This is a genomic window from Streptomyces sp. NPDC060232 (genome assembly GCF_042726555.1).
Lineage (GTDB): Bacteria > Actinomycetota > Actinomycetes > Streptomycetales > Streptomycetaceae > Streptomyces.
The window spans coordinates 47,542-66,674 of the sequence record NZ_JBHXAG010000008.1 but is presented as its reverse complement, the minus strand read 5'-3'; the positions used below and the strand labels follow the sequence as shown (position 1 = coordinate 66,674).

Here is a 19,133-nt window from a genome sequence, read left to right as displayed (position 1 = left end):
CCGCCGCCACGGCTCCGCCGGTCCTGGGGTGCGGGGCCGTGGCGGGCTCCGGCTCGCCGGCCCGTGGCCGAACGGCCCGCGTGAGGCCGACCGGTCCGGCCGGTGTACGCAGCCGTCAGCGGCCGATCGGCCCGGCCCGCCCCCGCGGACCGCCGGCCCGGCCCGCCCCGCCTGCGGCGGGCGGCGCCGGATCCGTCCGCGCCCGGCCCCGCCGGGGCGGGCCGGAACCCCCGGGCGGCGCCGGACCCGGCGGCCGTTGGCCGAGCGGCCGGGTCGGCCCTCGTACGGGCAACCGGCCCATCGGCTCCGCCCTGGCCGGTACAGCGGGCCGCTGAGCGGTTGGGGCCGTACAGCGATCCATCCCTTTCGAACAACCGACGAACGAGGAGTTCCGCATGACCACCTTCGCCGAGCCGGCCGTCACGACCGCCGCCGTCGATCTGTTGTCCCGTCTGGCGGCAGCCGTCGACGCTCATCCCGGGCGGGCCGCCGTGCATGCCGTGGACGGGAGTCTCGACTTCGCCGAGTTGGACCGGCGAACCGCCGGACTGGCCCGCGCTCTGCGGGGGGCCGGGGTGCGGCGGGGGGACCGGGTCGGGGTCCACCTCGCCCGGACCGCCGATCTGCCGGTCGCGCTGCTCGCCGCCTGGCGGGCTGGCGCCGCGTACGTTCCCCTCGACCCGGCCTACCCCGCCGAGCGGATCGCCTTCATGGCCGCCGACGCCCGCCTCGCCGCCGTCGTCAGCGCCGACGCCGCGCCTCCCGTACCGGCCGGCGTACCGGTGCTCCGGCCCGGCGCACACGCAGACGCCGATGCCCACACCGACGAGGACCGGGCGCCCGAGTACGTACCGCACCCGCTCGACTCCGCCTACGTCATCTACACCTCCGGCTCCACCGGCCGCCCCAAGGGCGTGGAGGTCCCGCACCGCGCCGTGGCCGGCCTCGCCGCCGCCCTGGAACTCAGCGGCGCCTACCGACCGGAGCCCGGCGTCGTCGCCTGGAACGCCAGCGTCTCCTTCGACGCCTCCGTCCAGCAGTGGATCCGGATCTGCCGGGGCGACACGCTGGTGGTGATCGACGACGCGCAGCGGGCCGAACCGGCCCGCCTCGTGCGGCTGCTCGCCGAACACGGCGTCACCGAGCTCGACCTGACCCCCTCGCACTGGCAGCTGCTCCGCGAGCCCCTGGCCGGCGCCCGCGTTCCGCGCCTGTTCATGGGCGGCGAGCCGGTCCCCGCCCGGACCTGGCGCGAACTGGCCGACGCCCGGATCGACGCCCTCAACCTGTACGGCCCCACCGAGTGCACCGTCGACGCCCTCACCACCCCGATCGCCGGCTCCGGCCCGCACCTGGGCGAACCGCTGCCCGGCGTCCGCGCCTACCTGCTGGACGCCCGCCTCGCCGCCGTGACGGCGGCCGGCGCGGTCGGCGAGCTGTACCTGGCCGGGCCCGGCCTCGCGCACGGCTACCCGGGCCACCCCGGCCTGACCGCGGGCCGGTTCCTCGCCGACCCGTTCGCGCCGGAGCCGGGCGCCCGCATGTACCGCACCGGCGACCAGGCGCGCCGCTCCGCCGAAGGCCTGCTGGAGTACGTCGGCCGGGTCGACCGCCAGGTCAAGCTGCGCGGCTTCCGGATCGAGCTCGGCGAGATCGAGTACGCGCTGGGCGCCGTCGCCGGGGTCACCGCTGCCGCCGTCAGGTTGTACGAGGCCGCGCCCGGGGACCACCGGCTGGCCGGCTACGTCACCGCAGCGGCCCTCCGCCCCGCCGACCTGCTGTCCGAGCTGCGCCGTACCCTGCCCGCCCACCTGGTGCCGTCCACCGTGAGCGTCCTGGACGCCCTGCCGCTCACCCCCAACGGAAAGGTGGACCACTCGGCCCTGCCCGCCCCGGCGGCAGCGCCGGCCGCGGCCGAGCCGACCGCGCAGGGCGGAATGGACGAGCGGGGCGGGGTGGACGAGCAGGTCGCCGAGGTCTGGCGCACCGTGCTCGGCGTGCCCGAGGTCGAGCGGACCGACGACTTCCTCTCCCTCGGCGGCCACTCGCTCGCCGCCCTGCGGGTCGTCCACCTGCTGCGCCGCAAGCTCAACGTGGAACTCCAGCTCCGCGACCTGCTGGACGCCGCCGACCTGGCCGGCTTCACCGCCGCGGTCCGGCGCGCCGCCGCGGCCGGCCCGGCCGCGGCCCGTCCCGTCCTCACCGCCCGCCGCGAGGCCGTCCGATGACCACTGCCCCCACTGCCACCCCTGCCGCCGCGCGGACCGCCCGCCCCCGGGTCGAGGGGGACTGGCTGTTCGTCCCCGCGCCCCAGCACCACCGGCCCGTACGGCTGTTCTGCTTCCCGCAGGCCGGCGGCGACGCCACGGCCTACACGCCGCTCGCCCGCGCCCTGGCCCCCGTGGCCGAGGTCTGGGCGCTGCGCCCGCCGGCCCGGGGCGGCCGCAGCCGGCACCCCATGCCGCCCGACTTCGACACCCTGGCGGCGGCCGTCACCGAGGCGCTGGCCCCGCACCTGACCGGCGGCGAGGGCGGCCGGTTCGCCTTCTACGGACAGAGCTTCGGCGCCCTGCTCGCCTACGAGGTCGCCCGCGCGCTGCCCGCCGACCGCCGCCCCGAACTGGTGGTCGCCGTGGGCGCGCCCAGCCCCGCCGAGTGGAGCGAACGCGAGACCAGGGACCTGGAGGCGCCCGAACTCCTGCGGCTCACCGGACTGGAGGACTCGGTCCGGGCCCATCCGGACCTGGCCGAGCTCGCCCTCGGTGCCCTCCGCGCCGACCTCGCCGTCAGCGCCACCTACCGCCACCGCCCGCACGCGCCGATCGGCTCCGCGATCCACGCCCTGGCCGGCGCCGACGACCCGATGCTCGCCACCACCGGCCTCACCGGCTGGGCCGCCCACACCCGCGGAGCCTTCGGCCACCGCGTCGTCCCCGGCGGGCACCTGCTCGCCACCGTGGACCGTCCCGGACCGGCCGACCTGCTGACGTCCCTCCTGACCCCTCACCCGGCCCCTCACCCGGTCTCTCACCCGACTCCTCCTCCGGCGGACCGCCAGATGCCCGCCGCGCCCCGCCACGCCCCCAGGGAGCAGTGATGCCGACCACCACCGCCGCCACCGCGGCCACCGCCGCCAGCACCGCCGCCGCCGTCGACCTCACCGACCCCGACCTGTGGGCCCGCCCCGACACCCCGGCCCTGATCGCCGAGCTGCGCCGCGAGGCGCCCGTCCACCGCACCGAGACCGTCGACGACGGTCCGGTCTGGTCGGTCCTCACCTACCGGGAGTCGGCGGACGTACTGCGCAACGCGGCCGTGTTCAGCTCGGAGTCCGGCTCGCTGCTCGGTGCGGGGGAGGGCAACGTGCCCGTCGGCTCGGGCCGGATGATGGCCCTCACCGATCCGCCCCGCCACCGCGAACTACGCGCCCCCGCGAACCCGTTCTTCTCCAAGGGCGGGGTGCGCGGCGCCGCCCGCTCGATCACCGAACGGGCCGGCGAGCTCTTCGACCGGGCAGTGGAGCAGGGCGACGTGGACCTCGTCGACGTGGTCTCGGCCCTCCCGCTCGCGGTCATGTGCGACCTGCTGGACGTCCCCGAGAAGGACCGCGACATGGTGGTCCGCGTCTGCGACGTCGCCTTCCTCGGCCGCACCCCCGAGGAACGGCGCGCCGGTCACCAGAAGTTGATCCCCTACCTGATGCACCAGGTGATGCTGCGCCGCTCCGACCCGCGCGACGACCTGATCTCCATGATGGCCACGTACAAGGTCGGCGGGCGGCTGCTGCCGATCGAGGACGTCGTGCTCAACCTGGACAACATCGTGGTGGGCGGTGTCCAGACGGTCCGCCACACGGCCGCCATGGGCCTGCACACCCTGGTCCAGCGCCCCGACCTGTGGCGGAAGCTGCAACAGGGCGAGGTGTCCATGGACTCCGCCGTCGACGAACTCCTGCGCTGGACCTCGGTGGGCCTGCACACGCTGCGCACCGCCACCCGGGACATCGAGCTCGCAGGACGGCGGATCCGCCGCGGCGACCGGGTCGCGGTGTGGGTGTGGTCCGCCGACCGGGACCCGGAGGCCTTCGACCGGCCCGAGGAGATCCGGCTCGACCGCTCGCCCAACAAGCACCTGGCGCTGGGCCTCGGTGCCCACTACTGCATCGGCGCGCCGCTGGCCAAGGCCGAGCTGAGCGCGCTCTACGCGGCCGCACTGGAGAAGGCCGCCGTCATCGAGCCGACCGGGCCCGTCACCTACAACCGCTCGATCATCAACTTCGGCCTGGACCACCTCCCGGTCCGCCTCACCCCCCGCTGAGCGGGATCCGGCAGTGCCGCAACTGCCGCTCACCTGCCGGAACTTGTGCCGCTCGGAGCGGTCCGGCGCCCATACCTTCGAATCGCACCCCAGAGCACCTTTCACCCTACGGAGACCACCATGAGCAATCCGTTCGAGGACGACAACTCCGGCTACCTGGTCCTGGTCAACGACGAGAACCAGCACTCGCTCTGGCCGGTCTGGATCGACGTGCCGGCCGGCTGGACCACCGTCCACGGTGAGGCCTCCCGCCAGGAGTGCCTCGACTGGATCGAGGCCAACTGGACCGACATCCGCCCCGCGAGCCTGCTCGCCACACTCGACCAGCGGTGAGCGCCGCCATGCCGAAGTGGGAGCTGAACCCCGGCCGCCCCGCCCTCACCCGCGTGCCGGCCACCACCGACCTCGCCGAGGCGTGCGCGTGGCTGCGCGAGAACGAGACCGCGCTGAGCGCCGCCCTGCACGAGCACGGCGCGATCTTCCTGCGCGGACTGCCGGTGGCGCAGGCCGCCGACGTCGCCGCCGTCCGCGACGTGCTCATCCCCGAACCCACCCCGTACCGGGAGAAGGCCACCCCGCGCAGCGACTTCGGCGACGGCGTCTTCTCCTCCACCGACCTGCCGCCCGCCCAGTCCATCCGGATGCACAACGAGAACAGCTACACCCTGACCTTCCCCGGCCGGCTGCTGTTCGCCTGCCTGACCGCCCCCACGACCGGCGGGGCCACCCCCACCGCCGACGTCCGCAAGGTCCTCGCCGCCCTCCCCGACCACCTGGCCGAGCGGGGCCGGGCCTCCGGCTGGACGCTCACCCGCACCTACTCGGACTACATCTCCCTCGGCTGGCGCACCGCCTTCGGCACCGAGGACCGCGCCGGCGTCGAGCGGTACTGCCGGGAGAACGGCATCGCCTGGGAGTGGCAGCCCGACGGCAACCTGCGCACCAGCCAGCTGCGTTCGGCCACGATCCACCACCCGCAGACCGGCGAGGAGGTCTGGTTCAACCACCTGGCCTTCTGGAACGAGTGGTCCCTCGACCCGGACATCCGTGAGGCCATGGCCGAGGAGTTCGGCCCCGAAGGCCTCCCCTTCAACACCGGCTTCGGCGACGGCGCACCGCTCTCCCGCGAGGACGTGGACGCCCTCAACGCGGCCTACGACGCCGCCACCGTCCGCGAGACCTGGCAGGTCGGCGACGTGATGCTGGTCGACAACGTGCTCTGCGCACACGGCCGCGACCCCTTCTGCGGCGACCGGAAGATCGCCGTCGCGATGGGCCGCCCCGTGGACCTCTCCGACTGCCGTCCCACCGTGCGCCCGACGACCGCAGTCCCCGCCTGACCATCCACGCCGTGACGTGAGCAGAGGAAGCACCGTGATCCCGGTTTCGTACGCACAACAGCGTCTCTGGCTGATCGACCAGATCGAAGGGCCGACCGCGCTCTACAACCTGCCGTTCGCGGTCCGCCTGCGCGGCACGCTCGACACCGGGGCGCTGCGCGCCGCGACGGCGGACGTGGTCGCCCGGCACGAGGCCCTGCGCACGGTGTTCCCGGTCGCCGGGGGAGTCCCGGTGCAGCGGATCCTGCCGTCCGCGGAGGCGGAGATCGCCTTCGACACGGTGGACTGCGCACCGGGCGAGTACCCCGCCCTGCGGGACCGGGCCGCCGCCCGCACCTTCGACCTGAGTGCCGAACTGCCCATCCGGGTCACGGTCTTCTCGCTCACCCCGGCCGAGCACGTGCTCCTCGTCGTGCTGCACCACATCGCCGGCGACGGCTGGTCACTCGGCCCGCTGCTGCGCGACCTCGCCACCGCCTACGCCGCCCGCCGCGCCGGCCGCACCCCCGCGTGGGAGCCGCTGCCGGTCCAGTACGCCGACTACGCGCTCTGGCAGCGCGAACTGCTCGGCGACGAGAGCGACCCCGGCAGCGTGCTGAGCCGGCAACTCGACCACTGGCGCGAGGCCCTGGCCGGCCTGCCCGAGGAACTGGAGCTGCCGACGGACCGCCCCCGGCCGCCCGCCCCGACTGGCGCCGCCGACGCCGTCGCGTTCGGCTACGGCCCCGAACTGCACGCCGCACTGGCCGACCTGGCACGCCGGCACCGCGCCACCCTGTTCTGCGTACTCCAAGCCGGACTCGCCGCACTGTTCACCCGGCTCGGCGCGGGCACCGACATCCCCCTCGGCACCGGCGTCGCCGGCCGCTCCGACGAAGCACTGAACGACCTGGTCGGCTTCTTCGTCAACACCCTCGTCCTGCGCACCGACACCTCCGGCGACCCCTCCTTCACCGAACTGCTCGGCCGGGCCCGGGAAGCCCAGCTCGACGCCTTCGCCCACCAGGACGTGCCGTTCGAGCGGCTGGTCGAGGAGGTCAACCCGGCCCGCGCACTCGGCCGCCACCCGCTCTTCCAGACCCTCCTCGTGCTCCAGAACCACGAGGAAGGCGAACTCGGCCTGCCCGGACTGCAGACGCAGCCCGAGGAACTCGGCCTGCGGGTCGCCAAGTTCGACCTCAACATCGGCATCACCGAGCGCCACACCCCCGACGGCGCCCCCGCCGGCCTCACCGGATCCGTCGAATACGCCGCCGACCTCTACGACCGCGCCACCGTCACCACCCTCTTCGAGCGCCTGGGCCGGCTGCTGGCCGCCGCGGCCGCCGCCCCCGAGGCGCCGATCGGCGCCCTCGACGTCCTCGCCCCCGAGGAGCGAGGCCGCCTGCGCGACGAGTGGAACGCCACCGCCGCGCCCGTCCCCACCGGCTCGCTGCCCGAACTGTTCGAGGCCCAGGCCGCCCGCACCCCGGACGCCGTCGCGCTCGCCCACGACGGCCCCGCCGTCTCCTACGCCGAGCTCGACACCCGCGCCAACCGGCTGGCACACCACCTCACCGCCTGCGGCGTCGGCCCCGAGTCCCCGGTCGCCCTGCTGATGGAACGCTCGGCCGACCTGGTCGTCGCCACCCTGGCCGTGGCCAAGGCCGGCGGCGTCTACGTCCCCCTGCACGCGAGCCTGCCCCCGGAGCGGATGGCCGCCCTCCTCGCCGACACCGGCGCCCCCGTCCTGCTCACCGACCGCACCGACCCGGGTTTCGCGCACGACGCCGTCGTGGTCCGCCCCGGCGACGACAAGGACGCCCCGGAGCACGCCCCGGGCCTCCCCGTCCACCCCGACCGGCTCGCCTACGTGATGTTCACCTCGGGCTCCACCGGCACCCCCAAGGGCGTCGCCGTCCGCCACCGCGACGTCGTCGACCTCGCCGCCGACCGCCGCTGGCAGGACGGCCGGCACCGGCGGATCCTGCTGCACTCCCCGCACGCCTTCGACGCCGCCACCTACGAGCTGTGGACACCCCTGCTGGCCGGCGGCACGGTGGTCATCGCCCCGCCCGGCAGCCTGGACGCCGCCGCCCTGCACGCCGTCGCCACCCGCCACCAGGTCACCGCCGTCTTCCTCACCAAGGCCCTCTTCGACCTGGTCGCCGAGCAGGCCCCGGAGACCTTCCGCGCCCTGCGGACCGTCTGCACCGGCGGCGAGGCCGCCTCCGGCACCCTCATGCGGCGCGTCCTCGACCACTGCCCCGACCTGCTGCTCGCCCACGTCTACGGGCCGACCGAAGCCACCACCTTCGCCACCCACCACCCCCTCGCCCCCGCCGACCTGACCGGCCCCCGGCCGCCCATCGGCGCCCCGCTCGACAACATGCGCGCCCACGTCCTCGACACCCGGCTGCGGCCCGTACCGCCCGGCGTCCCCGGCGAGCTGTACGTCGCCGGCGCCGGCCTGGCCCGCGGCTACTGGCGCCGGCCCGCCCTGACCGCCGAGCGCTTCGTCGCCGACCCGTACGCACCGGGCGAGCGCATGTACCGCACCGGCGACCTGGTACGCCGCCGCGCCGACGGCGCGATCGAGTTCCTCGGCAGGATCGACGGCCAGGTCAAGCTGCGCGGCTTCCGCATCGAGCTCGGCGAGATCGAGGCCGTGCTCTCCCACCACCCCGCCGTCCGCCAGGTCATCGTGGTCCCCCGGGAGGACCGCCCCGGCGACACCCGGCTCGTCGGCTACTGCTCGGTGCACGGCCCCGCCCTCGACGACAACCCCGGACTCGACGCCGAACTCAAGCAGTTCGCCGCCGCCACCCTCCCCGGCTACATGGTCCCGTCCGCCGTCGTCGTCCTGCCCGCCCTGCCGCTCAACGCCAACGGCAAGGTCGACCGGCGCGCCCTGCCCGCCCCCGAACAGGCCGCCGACACCACCGGCCGCGCCCCGCGCGACGAACGCGAACGCGCCCTGTGCACCCTCTTCGGCGAGATCCTCGGCATCGACGACATCACCATCGACGACGACTTCTTCGAACTCGGCGGCCACTCCCTGCTGGCCACCCGCCTGGTCGGCCGGGCACGCACCGAACTGGGCGCCGAACTCGCCATCGCCGACCTCTTCCAGGCCCCGACCGTCGCCGCCCTCGCCGACCGGCTCGCCACCGGCCCGGCCCGGCCCGCGCTGCGCCCCGAGCCCCGGCCCGAGCACCTGCCCGTCTCCTTCGCCCAACGCCGGCTGTGGTTCCTCGGCCAGGCCGAGGGCCCCGCCGCCACCTACAACGTCACCCTCGCCCTCCGCCTCACCGGCCCCCTCGACGCGGCCGCCCTCGAAAGCGCCCTCGGCGACGTCGTCGCCCGCCACGAGAGCCTGCGTACGGTCTTCGGCGCGCACGACGGCGTCCCCTACCAGCGGATCCTGCCCGCGCCCCCGGCCCCGCTGCTCACCGTCACCGACCGCCCGGTGCAGGAGCTGACCGGCCACACCTTCGACCTGTCCCACGACGTCCCCCTGCACGCCTACCTGCGCCCCGAAGCCCCCGACGAGCACGTGCTGCTCCTCGTTCTGCACCACATCGCCAGCGACGGATGGTCCCTGCGGCCGCTCTTCCGCGACCTCGCCGACGCCTACACCGCCCGGCTCGGCGGCGAGGGGCCGGTGTGGCAGCCGCTGCCGGTCCAGTACGCCGACTACACCCTGTGGCAGTACCGGCTGCTCGGCGCGGACACCGACCCGCAGTCCCCGCTCTCCCGCCAGCTCGACCACTGGAGGCAGGCGCTGGCCGGCCTGCCGGACGAGCTGCCGCTGCCGCTGGACCGCCCCCGCCCGGCGACCCCCAGCCACCGCGGCGACGTCGTGCCGCTGGAGCTGGACGCGGACCTGCACGCACGGCTCGCCGACCTGGCCGCCGGGCACGGGGCCACCCTCTTCATGGTGCTCCAGGCCGCCTACGCCACCCTGCTGCACCGCTTCGGCGCCGGCGAGGACCTGCCCATCGGCACCCCGCTGGCCGGCCGCCTCGACCCGGCCCTCGACGAACTGGTCGGCTTCTTCGCCAACACCCTCGTGCTGCGCACCGACCTCACCGGCCGGCCCAGCTTTGCCGAACTGCTGACCCGTGTACGGGAAGCCGACCTGGCCGCCTACGCCCACCAGGACGTGCCCTTCGAGCGGCTCGTCGAAGAACTCAACCCGGCCCGCACCCTGGCCCGGCACCCGCTCTTCCAGGTGATGATCGCCTTCGACAACACCGCCGGCGCCGGCCCCGCGTTCCCCGGCACCCGCACCGTCTACGAGCCGCTCGGGCTGCCCACCACCGCCTTCGACCTCACCCTCAACCTCTCCGAACGCCACCACCCGGACGGCGCCCCCGCCGGCATCGAGGGCGGCCTGGAGTTCGCCACCGACCTGTTCGACCGGGCCACCGCCGAACGCCTCGCCGACGCCCTGCCGCGCCTGCTCGCCCAGGCCGCCGAGCACCCGCACCGCCCCGTCGCCGAACTGGACGTCCTGGGCGAGGCCGGCCGGACCGCGCTGGCCGGATGGCACGACACCGCCCGGCCGGGCGGGGCGGACGTCCTCCTGCCGGAGGCCTTCGCCGCCCAGGTCGCCGCGACCCCCGACGCCACCGCGCTCGTCTTCGGGGAGACCCGGCTGACGTACGCCGAGCTGGACGCCCGCGCGAACCGTCTCGCCCACGGCCTGACCGCCTCCGGCGCAGGCCCCGAGGACGTGGTCGCGCTCGCCCTGCCCCGCTCCGCAGAGTCCCTGGTCGCCGTCCTCGCCGTACTCAAGGCCGGTGCCGCCTTCCTCCCGCTGGACGCCGACCACCCGCTGGAACGCACCGCCCACATGCTGGCCGACGCCCGCCCCGCGGCCGTCCTCACCCACACCGCGTGGCCGCTGCCCGAGGCACTGGACGGGCTCACCGGAGCCACCGTCCTGGACATCGACGGGCAGGAACGGGCCGAGCGGCCCGCCGGAGCCCCGCCCGTCCGCGTCACCGCCGCCAACGCCGCCTACGTCATCTACACCTCGGGCTCCACCGGCCGCCCCAAGGGCGTCGTGGTCCGCCACGGCGGCCTCGCCAACCTGCTCGCCTTCCACCGCGACGAGACCATCGCCGCCGCCCTGCGGGCCCACCCGGAGCGCAGGTTCAGGTTCGCCCAGGCCGCCTCGCTCTCCTTCGACACCGCCCTGGAAGCGCTGCTGTGGATGGTCGCCGGCCACGAACTCCACCTCCTCGACGACGACGTGCGCCGCGACGCCGCCGCGATCGTCCGCTACGCCGAGCACACCGGCGCCGACGTCCTCGACGTCACCCCCGGCCAGGCCGAGCGGCTGGTCGAGGAAGGCCTGCTGGACCGCTGCCCGCCGGCCCTGCTGATGGTCGGCGGCGAAGCCCTCGGCCAGAGCCTCTCGGCCACCCTCACCGCCGCCGCGGACACCGTCGTGCTCAACATGTACGGCCCCACCGAGTGCACCGTCGACGCCCTGTACCACCGGCTCTCCGGCGACCCGCGCCCGCTCGTCGGCCGCCCGCTGCCCAACATCCGCGCGCACGTCCTGGACACCGGCCTGCGGCCCGTACCGCCCGGCGTCCCCGGCGAGCTGTACCTCAGCGGCGCGGGCCTCGCCCGCGGCTACCTGGGCCGGCCCGGGCTGACCGCCGAGCGGTTCGTCGCCGACCCGTTCGCGCCGGGGGAGCGGATGTACCGCACCGGCGACCTCGCCCGGCGCCGCCCCGACGGGCGCGTCGAGTACCTGGGCCGCACCGACCACCAGGTCAAGGTCCGCGGCTTCCGTATCGAACCCGGCGAGATCGAGACCGTCCTGGCCGCCCACCCCGACGTCCTCCAGGCCGCCGTCCTGCCCTACCAGGACGGCGCCGACGGCGCCGCCGGCACCCGGCTGGTCGCCTACCTCGTGGCGCGCACCCCGCTCGACCCCGCCGCGCTGCGCGCCCACGCGGCCGCCGCACTGCCCGACTACATGGTCCCGGCGGCCTTCACCACACTCGACGCGCTGCCGCTCAACGTCAACGGCAAGCTCGACCGGTCCGCGCTGCCCGCGCCCGACTTCGCCGCGGCCACCGGCGGCCGGGCCGCCCGTACGGCGCGCGAGGAGATCCTCTGCGGACTGTTCGGCGAGATCCTCGGCCTCACCGGACCGGTCTCGGCCGACGACGACTTCTTCGCCCTCGGCGGGCACTCCCTGCTCGCCACCCGGCTGCTCAGCCGCGTCCGTACCATCCTCGGCGCCGAACTCGGCATCCGCGACGTCTTCGAGACGCCCACGGTGGCCGGCCTGGCCCAACGGCTCGACGGCGCCGCGGCCCGCCCCGCGCTGACCGCCCGCGAGCGCCCCGAACGCCTGCCGCTCTCCTCCGCCCAGCAGCGGCTCTGGCTGATCGACCGGATGGAGGGCCCCAGCGCGCTCTACAACATGCCCCTCGCCCTGCGCCTCACCGGCCCGCTCGACCGCCCCGCCCTGCAACTCGCCCTCGGCGACCTCGTCGCCCGCCACGAGATCCTGCGCACGCTGATCGCCGAGCACGACGGCGAGCCCCACCAGCTGGTCCTCCCCCCGGCCGGCGCGGACCTCCCCGTCGAACTGCTCGACTGCGCACCGGAGTCGGTGGACACCGAGGTGGACCGGGCCGCCCGCCACCCCTTCGACCTGGCCGCCGAACCGCCCGTACGCGTCACCCTCCTGCGGGTCGGACCCGAGGAGCACGTCCTCGTCGTCGCCCTCCACCACATCGTCGGCGACGGCTGGTCCATGGGCCCGCTGCTGCGCGACCTGGCGGACGCGTACGCCGCCCGCCGGGGCGGCTCCGCGCCCGACCGGCAGCCGCTGCCGGTCCAGTACGCGGACTACGCGCTCTGGCAGCGCGAGCTGCTCGGCGACGAGGCCGACCCCGACAGCCTGGTGGCGATCCAGCTCGCCTACTGGCGCGACACCCTCGCCGGCCTCCCCGAGGAGCTCACGCTCCCCGTCGACCGGCCGCGCGGCGCCCGCGCCGACCACCACGGCGACCGCGTCGCCCTGCCCATCGACGGCGCACTGCACCGCTCGCTCACCGGGCTGGCGCGCGAGCACCGCGTCACGATGTTCATGACCTTCCAGGCCGCGCTGGCGGCGCTGCTCACCCGGCTCGGGGCCGGCACCGACGTGCCGATCGGCTCGGTGGTCGCCGGCCGCTCGGACGAGGCCCTCGACGACCTGGTCGGCTTCTTCGTCAACACCCTCGTCCTGCGCACCGACACCTCCGGCGACCCGACCTTCACCGAACTCCTCGGCCGCGTCCGGGAGATCGGACTCGGCGCCTACGCCCATCAGGACGTGCCCTTCGAGCGGCTGGTCGAGGAACTCAACCCGGCCCGCTCCCTCGCCCGCCACCCGCTCTTCCAGGTGGCGATGGTCCTGCAGTCCGACACCGGAGGCGGGCCGGAGCTGTCCGGCCTGCGCGCCGAGGCGCTGCCGGCGGACACCGGGGTCGCCAAGTTCGACCTGAACGTGACGCTGGAGGAGTTCTTCGGACCGGACGGCGAGCCCGCGGGAGTGGATTGCGCGATCGACTACGCCACCGACCTGTTCGACCGGGAGACCGTCGAGGCCCTCGCCGCCCGCTTCGGCCGGCTGCTGACGGAGATGACGGCCCGGCCCGAGCAGCGGATCGGCCGCGCCGACCTGCTCGCCGAGGGCGAGCGCGCCGCACTCCTGGGCGGCCACCGGCCGCTGCCCGCCGAACTGCCCCTGGTGCCTCAGGCCTTCGCCGCCCAGGCGGCGGCCACACCCGACCTGACCGCGCTCGTCTTCGGGGAGACCCGGCTGACGTACGCCGAGCTGGACGCCCGCGCGAACCGCCTCGCCCACGGCCTGACCGCCGCGGGCATCGGCCCCGAGGACGTGGTCGCCCTCGCCCTGCCCCGCTCGGCGGAGACGGTCGTCTCCCAGCTCGCCGTACTCAAGGCCGGAGCGGCCTTCCTCCCGCTGGACGCCGAGTACCCGCTGGAACGCACCGCCCACATGCTGGCCGACGCCCGCCCCGCCGCCGTCCTCACCGACGCCGCCTGGCCGCTGCCCGAGACACTGGACGGCCTCACCGGAGCCACCGTCCTGGACGCCGGCGAACGGCACTGGGCCGACCGGCCCGCCGGGCCGCCGCCCGCCCGCGCCACCGCCGCCAACGCCGCCTACGTCATCTACACCTCCGGCTCCACCGGCCGCCCCAAGGGCGTCGTGGTCAGCCACGGTTCCCTCGCCGGCCTGCTGGCCGCCCACCGGGCCGAGACCTTCGCCGAACCCGAACGCACGCACGGCCGGATGCGCGCCGCGCTGACCGCCTCGCTCTGCTTCGACGCCTCCTGGAACGGCCTCCTGTGGATGGTCGCCGGCCACGAGCTGCACCTGATCGGCGACGACCTGCGCCGCGACCCGGCCGCCCTGGTCCGGCACCTGCGCACGGCCGGAGTCGACGCCGTCCAGTTCACCCCCACCTACGCCGAACAGCTCATCGCCGAGGGCCTCCTGGACGCGCCCGCCCCGCGGGTGGTGCTGCTCGGCGGCGAACCGATCGGGCAGGCGCTGTGGACCCGCCTGCGGGAGGCCCCGGCCACCACCGGCCACAACCTCTACGGGCCCACCGAGTGCACCGTCGACACCCTGCTCCAGGCGTACGCCGGCTCGGAGCGCCCCACCATGGGCCGCACCGTCCTGGGCACCCGCGCCCACGTCCTCGACGCCTGCCTGAACCCGGTCCCCGCCGGCGTCCCCGGGGAGCTGTACCTGTCCGGGGACAGCCTGGCCCGCGGCTACCTGGGCCGGCCCGCGCTCACCGCGGAACGCTTCGTCGCCGACCCGTTCACGCCGGGGGAGCGGATGTACCGCACCGGAGACCTGGTCCGCCGCACCCGCGACGGCCGGATCGACTACCTGGGCCGCACCGACCACCAGGTCAAGATCCGCGGCTTCCGTATCGAGCCCGGCGAGATCGAACAGGCGCTGGCCCGGCACCCGGCCGTCCGCCAGGCCGTGGTCACCCCGCACGAGAGCGCCGACGGCGACCGCCGGCTGGCCGCCCACTGCGCGGTCGCCGCCCCTAGCCCCGAACTCGCCCTGGAACTGCGCAGGTTCGTGGCGCGGACGCTGCCCGCCCACATGGTCCCGGCCGCCGTCGTCACCCTCGACGCGCTGCCGCTGACCGGCAGCGGGAAGGTCGACCGGCGCGCCCTGCCCGCCCCCGACTTCCCGCTCCTCGCCGGCGGCCGGGCCGCCCGCACCGCGCGCGAGGAACTCCTCTGCGGCCTGTTCGGCGAAGTCCTCGGCGCGAGTGGACAGGTCTCGGTCGACGACGACTTCTTCGCGCTCGGCGGGCACTCCCTGCTCGCCATGCAGCTCGTCAGCCGGGTCCGCACGGTGTTCGCGGCCGAGATCGGCGTCCGGGACGTCTTCGAGGCTCCGACGGTGGCCGGCCTCGCCCAGCGGCTCGACGGCGCCGACGCGCGGCTCGCCCTGACCGCCCGCGAGCGCCCGGAGAACCTGCCGCTCTCCTTCGCCCAGCAGCGGCTGTGGCTGGTCGACCGGATGGAAGGGCCCAGCGCCCTCTACAACCTCCCGCTCGCCCTGCGCGTGAACGGTCCGCTCGACCCGGCCGCCCTCGAACTCGCCCTCGGCGACCTCGTCGCCCGCCACGAGATCCTGCGCACGCTCATCACCGAGCAGGACGGCGAGCCGCGGCAGCGGATCGTCCCGCCCGCCCAGGCCCGGATCCCCTTCGACCGCAGCCCCGCCGCGCCCGCCGACACGGCGGCCGCCCTGGCCGAGTACGCCGCCGCCCCCTTCGACCTCGCCCGTGAACTCCCCCTCCGCGCCCACCTGTTCCCGCTCGCCGCCGACGAACACCTCCTCGTGCTCGTCCTGCACCACATAGCGGGCGACGGCTGGTCGATGGACCCGCTGCTGCGCGACCTCTCCGCCGCCTACGCCGCCCGCCGGGGCGGCTCCGCGCCCGACTGGCAGCCGCTGCCGGTCCAGTACGCGGACTACGCGCTCTGGCAGCGCGAGCTGCTCGGCGACGAGGCCGACCCCGACAGTCCGGCGGCCCGCCAACTCGCCTACTGGCGCGAAGCCCTGGCGGGCCTCCCCGAGGAGCTGTCCCTCCCCGTCGACCGCGCCCGGCGGCCGGACAGCGGCCACCGCGGCGACCGCGTCGTCCTCGCGCTCGGCGGCGAACTGCACCGCACCCTGGCCGAGCTGTCCCGCGAGCACCGCGTCACCATGTTCATGACCCTGCAGGCCGCGCTGGCGGCGCTGCTCACCCGGCTCGGGGCCGGCACCGACGTCCCGATCGGCTCGGTGGTCGCCGGCCGCTCGGACGAGGCCCTCGACGATCTCGTCGGCTTCTTCGTCAACACCCTCGTCCTGCGCACCGACACCTCCGGCGACCCGACCTTCACGGACCTGCTCCACCGGGTCCGGGAGACGCAGCTCGACGCCCACGCCCACCAGGACGTGCCCTTCGAGCGGCTGGTCGAGGAACTCAACCCGGCCCGCTCCCTCGCCCGCCACCCGCTCTTCCAGGTCATGCTGCTGCTCCAGGGCGCGGGCCGGGCCGGCGGCCCCGGCGAGGCCCCGCTCGACCTGGCCGGCCTGCCGGCCGCCGTCGAACCGGTCGGCGGGTGCGCGGCCAAGTTCGACCTCTCCATCGCCATGGGCGAGTCCTTCGACGCCGACGGCGCGCCCGCCGGGCTGGAATGCGCGATCGACTACGCCACCGACCTCTTCGACCGGGAGACCGCCGAGGCCGTCGCCACCCGGTTCGGCCGGCTGCTGACGGCGGTCGCCGCCCACCCCGACCGGCCCATCGGCCGCGCCGACCTGCTCGGCGACGAAGAACGCGCCGAACTCCTCGGCCACAGCCAGGCGTTGCCGCCGGCCGTGCCGCTGCTGCCCGCCGCCTTCGAGGCCCAGGCGGCCCGCACCCCCGACGCGACCGCCCTGGTCGCCGGGGACACCCGACTCAGCTTCTACGAGCTGAACGCACGCGCCAACGAACTCGCCCACCGCCTGACGGCCGCGGGCGCCGGCCCGGAGACGCTGGTCGCCCTGGCCCTGCCGCGCTCCGCGGAGACCGTGATCGCCCTCCTCGCCGTACTCAAGGCAGGCGCCGCATCCCTCCCGCTGGACGCCCAACACCCGGCCGACCGTACCGCGGCCATGCTGGCCGACGCCGCACCCGCCCTGGCCGTGACCGGCGACGGCTGGCCCCTGCCCGAACTCCTCACCGACCTGACCGTCCTGGCCGCGGCCCCGGCGGCCCGCCCTGACGGTGACCGCCCCGCCGCGGACAACCCGCCGCCCCGGGCAGCCGCCCCCCACTCCGCCTACGTCATCCACACCTCCGGCTCCACCGGCCGCCCCAAGGGCGTCGTGGTCAGCCACGGCTCGATCGCCGCGCTGCTCGCCTCGCACCGCTCGGCCACCGGCCCGATCGGCGCCACCGAACGCGAGCACGGCCGCAGCCGCGTCGCGCTCACCGCCTCGCTCTGCTTCGACGCCTCGTGGGACGGCCTGCTCTGGCTGATCGCCGGCCACGAACTGCACCTCATAGGCGACGAGATCCGCCGCGACGCCGCCGCCCTGGTCCGCCACCTGCGCACGGAGTCCGTCGACGTCGTCGAGGTCACCCCCTCCTACGCCGAACAGCTCCTCGACGAAGGCCTGCTGGACGCGCCCGCCCCCCGCGTGGTGCTGCTCGGCGGCGAGGCCGTCGGCCAGACCCTGTGGGCCCGCCTGCGCGAGGCCCCCGCGACCACCGCCCACAACCTCTACGGCCCCACCGAGTCCACCGTCGACGCGCTCACCCAGCCCCTCACGGCCACCCGACGCCCCAGCCTCGGCCGCAGCGTCCTCGGCACCCGCGCCCACGTGCTCGACGAGCACCTGAGCCCCGTCCCGCCCGGCGTCCCCGGCGAGCTGTACCTCTCCGGCGCCGGCCTCGCCCGCGGCTACCTCGGCCGCCCCGCGCTCACCGCCGAGCGGTTCGTCGCCGACCCGTACGTGCCGGGGGAGCGGATGTACCGCACCGGCGACCTGGTCCGCCGCACCCGCGACGGAGACCTCGACTACCTCGGCCGCACCGACCACCAGGTCAAGATCCGCGGCTTCCGCATCGAACCCGGCGAGATCGAGCACGTCCTCACGCGCCACCCCCGGGTCCTCGCCGCGACCGTGACGGTCCACGACGACGCCGCCGGTCCCCGGCTCGTCGCCCACGTCGTGCCGGACGGCCCGCTCGACCAGGCCGAACTGCGCGCCTTCGCCGCCGAGTCGCTGCCCGGCCACATGCTCCCGGCCGCCGTCGTCCCGCTCGACGCGCTCCCGCTGACCGAGAGCGGCAAGGTCGACCGGCGCGCCCTCCCCGCCCCCGACTTCACCGCCCCGACCACCGGGCGGGCACCCAGGACACCGCACGAGGAACTGCTCAGCGGCCTCTTCGCCGAGGTGCTGGGCCTGCCCGGCCCGGTCCGCATCGACGACGGCTTCTTCGACCTCGGCGGCCACTCCCTCCTCGCGATGAAACTGCTCGGCCGGATCCGCACCGAGGCCGGCGCCGACCTCGGTATGCGGGCCCTCTTCGAGGCCCCCACCGTGGCCGCCCTCGGCCGGCGCCTGGCCCGTCACCTCGACCCGTCCGCCGCGGCCCCGGCCGACGCAACGCACACCGCCCCCAGCGCCCTGGACGTACTCCTCCCGCTGCGCACGGGCGGCACCCGAGCCCCGCTGTTCTGCGTCCACCCCGCCGCGGGCATCAGCTGGGTCTATTCCGGGCTGCTGCGCCACCTCGACCCCGACCGCCCCGTCCACGGCCTCCAGGCCCGCGGCCTGCGCGGGGGCTCCCCCGCCTCCGTCACCGAGATCGCCGAGGACTACGTACGCCAGATCCGCGCCGTCCAGCCCGAGGGCCCGTACCACCTGCTCGGCTGGTCCTTCGGCGCCGTCGTCGCCCAGGCCATGGCCGTCGCCCTCCAGGCGGCGGGCCGGGAAGTCGCCCTGCTCGCCCTCCTCGACGGCCTCCCGGCCGACCCCGCCCGGTACGCCGCCGACGGCACCCCGGCCTCCGGCGAACCGGGCGACACCCTCGCCGCGCTGCTCGCCTCGCTCGGCTACGACCCGGCCGGCGGACGCGGCCAGTCCGACCTGACCGCACTCCTCGGCGAGGCCGCCGGCGTCCTGCCCGACGTCTTCGAGCAGAACGCCAAGCTGATGGCCGAGCACGTCCCCGGCCGCTACCGCGGCGACGCCGTCTTCTTCGGCGCCACCCTCGACAAGCCCGCCGGCTGGCCCTACGGGGAGGCCTGGCGGCCGTACGTCGACGGCCGCGTCGAGCAGCACCGCATCACCTGCACGCACGGCGCCATGACGCAGCCGGAGCCCGTCGCACGGATCGCCGCCGTGCTCGCCGACAAGCTGGGAGAGTGACCCGC

General features: G+C 75.7%; 6 protein-coding genes. All 6 read left to right on the top strand.

The annotated features are described in order from the left end of the window. Positions 1-395: 395 nt before the first annotated feature. The 6 genes from ACFWFZ_RS14025 (at position 396) to ACFWFZ_RS14000 (ending at position 19,128) form a co-directional block, all read left to right on the top strand. The gene (locus ACFWFZ_RS14025) at positions 396-2,228 is read left to right on the top strand and encodes a non-ribosomal peptide synthetase (protein WP_387121474.1); all 1,833 of its coding nucleotides are present in this window, start codon (positions 396-398) and stop codon (positions 2,226-2,228) included. Further along, entirely contained in the window at positions 2,225-3,097 is an 873-nt protein-coding gene (locus ACFWFZ_RS14020; protein ID WP_387121472.1) for a thioesterase II family protein, read from the top strand. Before ACFWFZ_RS14025 ends, ACFWFZ_RS14020 begins: the two co-directional genes overlap by 4 nt. Continuing rightward, complete coding sequence (locus tag ACFWFZ_RS14015) at positions 3,097-4,317, top strand: cytochrome P450 (RefSeq protein ID WP_387121469.1); 1,221 nt, start codon at positions 3,097-3,099, stop codon at positions 4,315-4,317. Before ACFWFZ_RS14020 ends, ACFWFZ_RS14015 begins: the two co-directional genes overlap by 1 nt. Before the next feature lie 120 nt (positions 4,318-4,437). Further along, positions 4,438-4,650 (top strand): MbtH family protein, encoded by a 213-nt coding sequence (locus ACFWFZ_RS14010; RefSeq protein WP_387121466.1) that lies wholly within the window; start codon positions 4,438-4,440, stop codon positions 4,648-4,650. A gap of 8 nt (positions 4,651-4,658) precedes the next feature. Continuing rightward, positions 4,659-5,657 (top strand): TauD/TfdA family dioxygenase, encoded by a 999-nt coding sequence (locus tag ACFWFZ_RS14005; RefSeq protein WP_387122004.1) that lies wholly within the window; start codon positions 4,659-4,661, stop codon positions 5,655-5,657. Positions 5,658-5,691: 34 nt separating this feature from the next. Beyond that, positions 5,692-19,128, top strand: coding sequence for an amino acid adenylation domain-containing protein (locus ACFWFZ_RS14000; RefSeq protein ID WP_387121463.1), 13,437 nt, complete (start codon positions 5,692-5,694; stop codon positions 19,126-19,128). Positions 19,129-19,133: the final 5 nt, after the last annotated feature.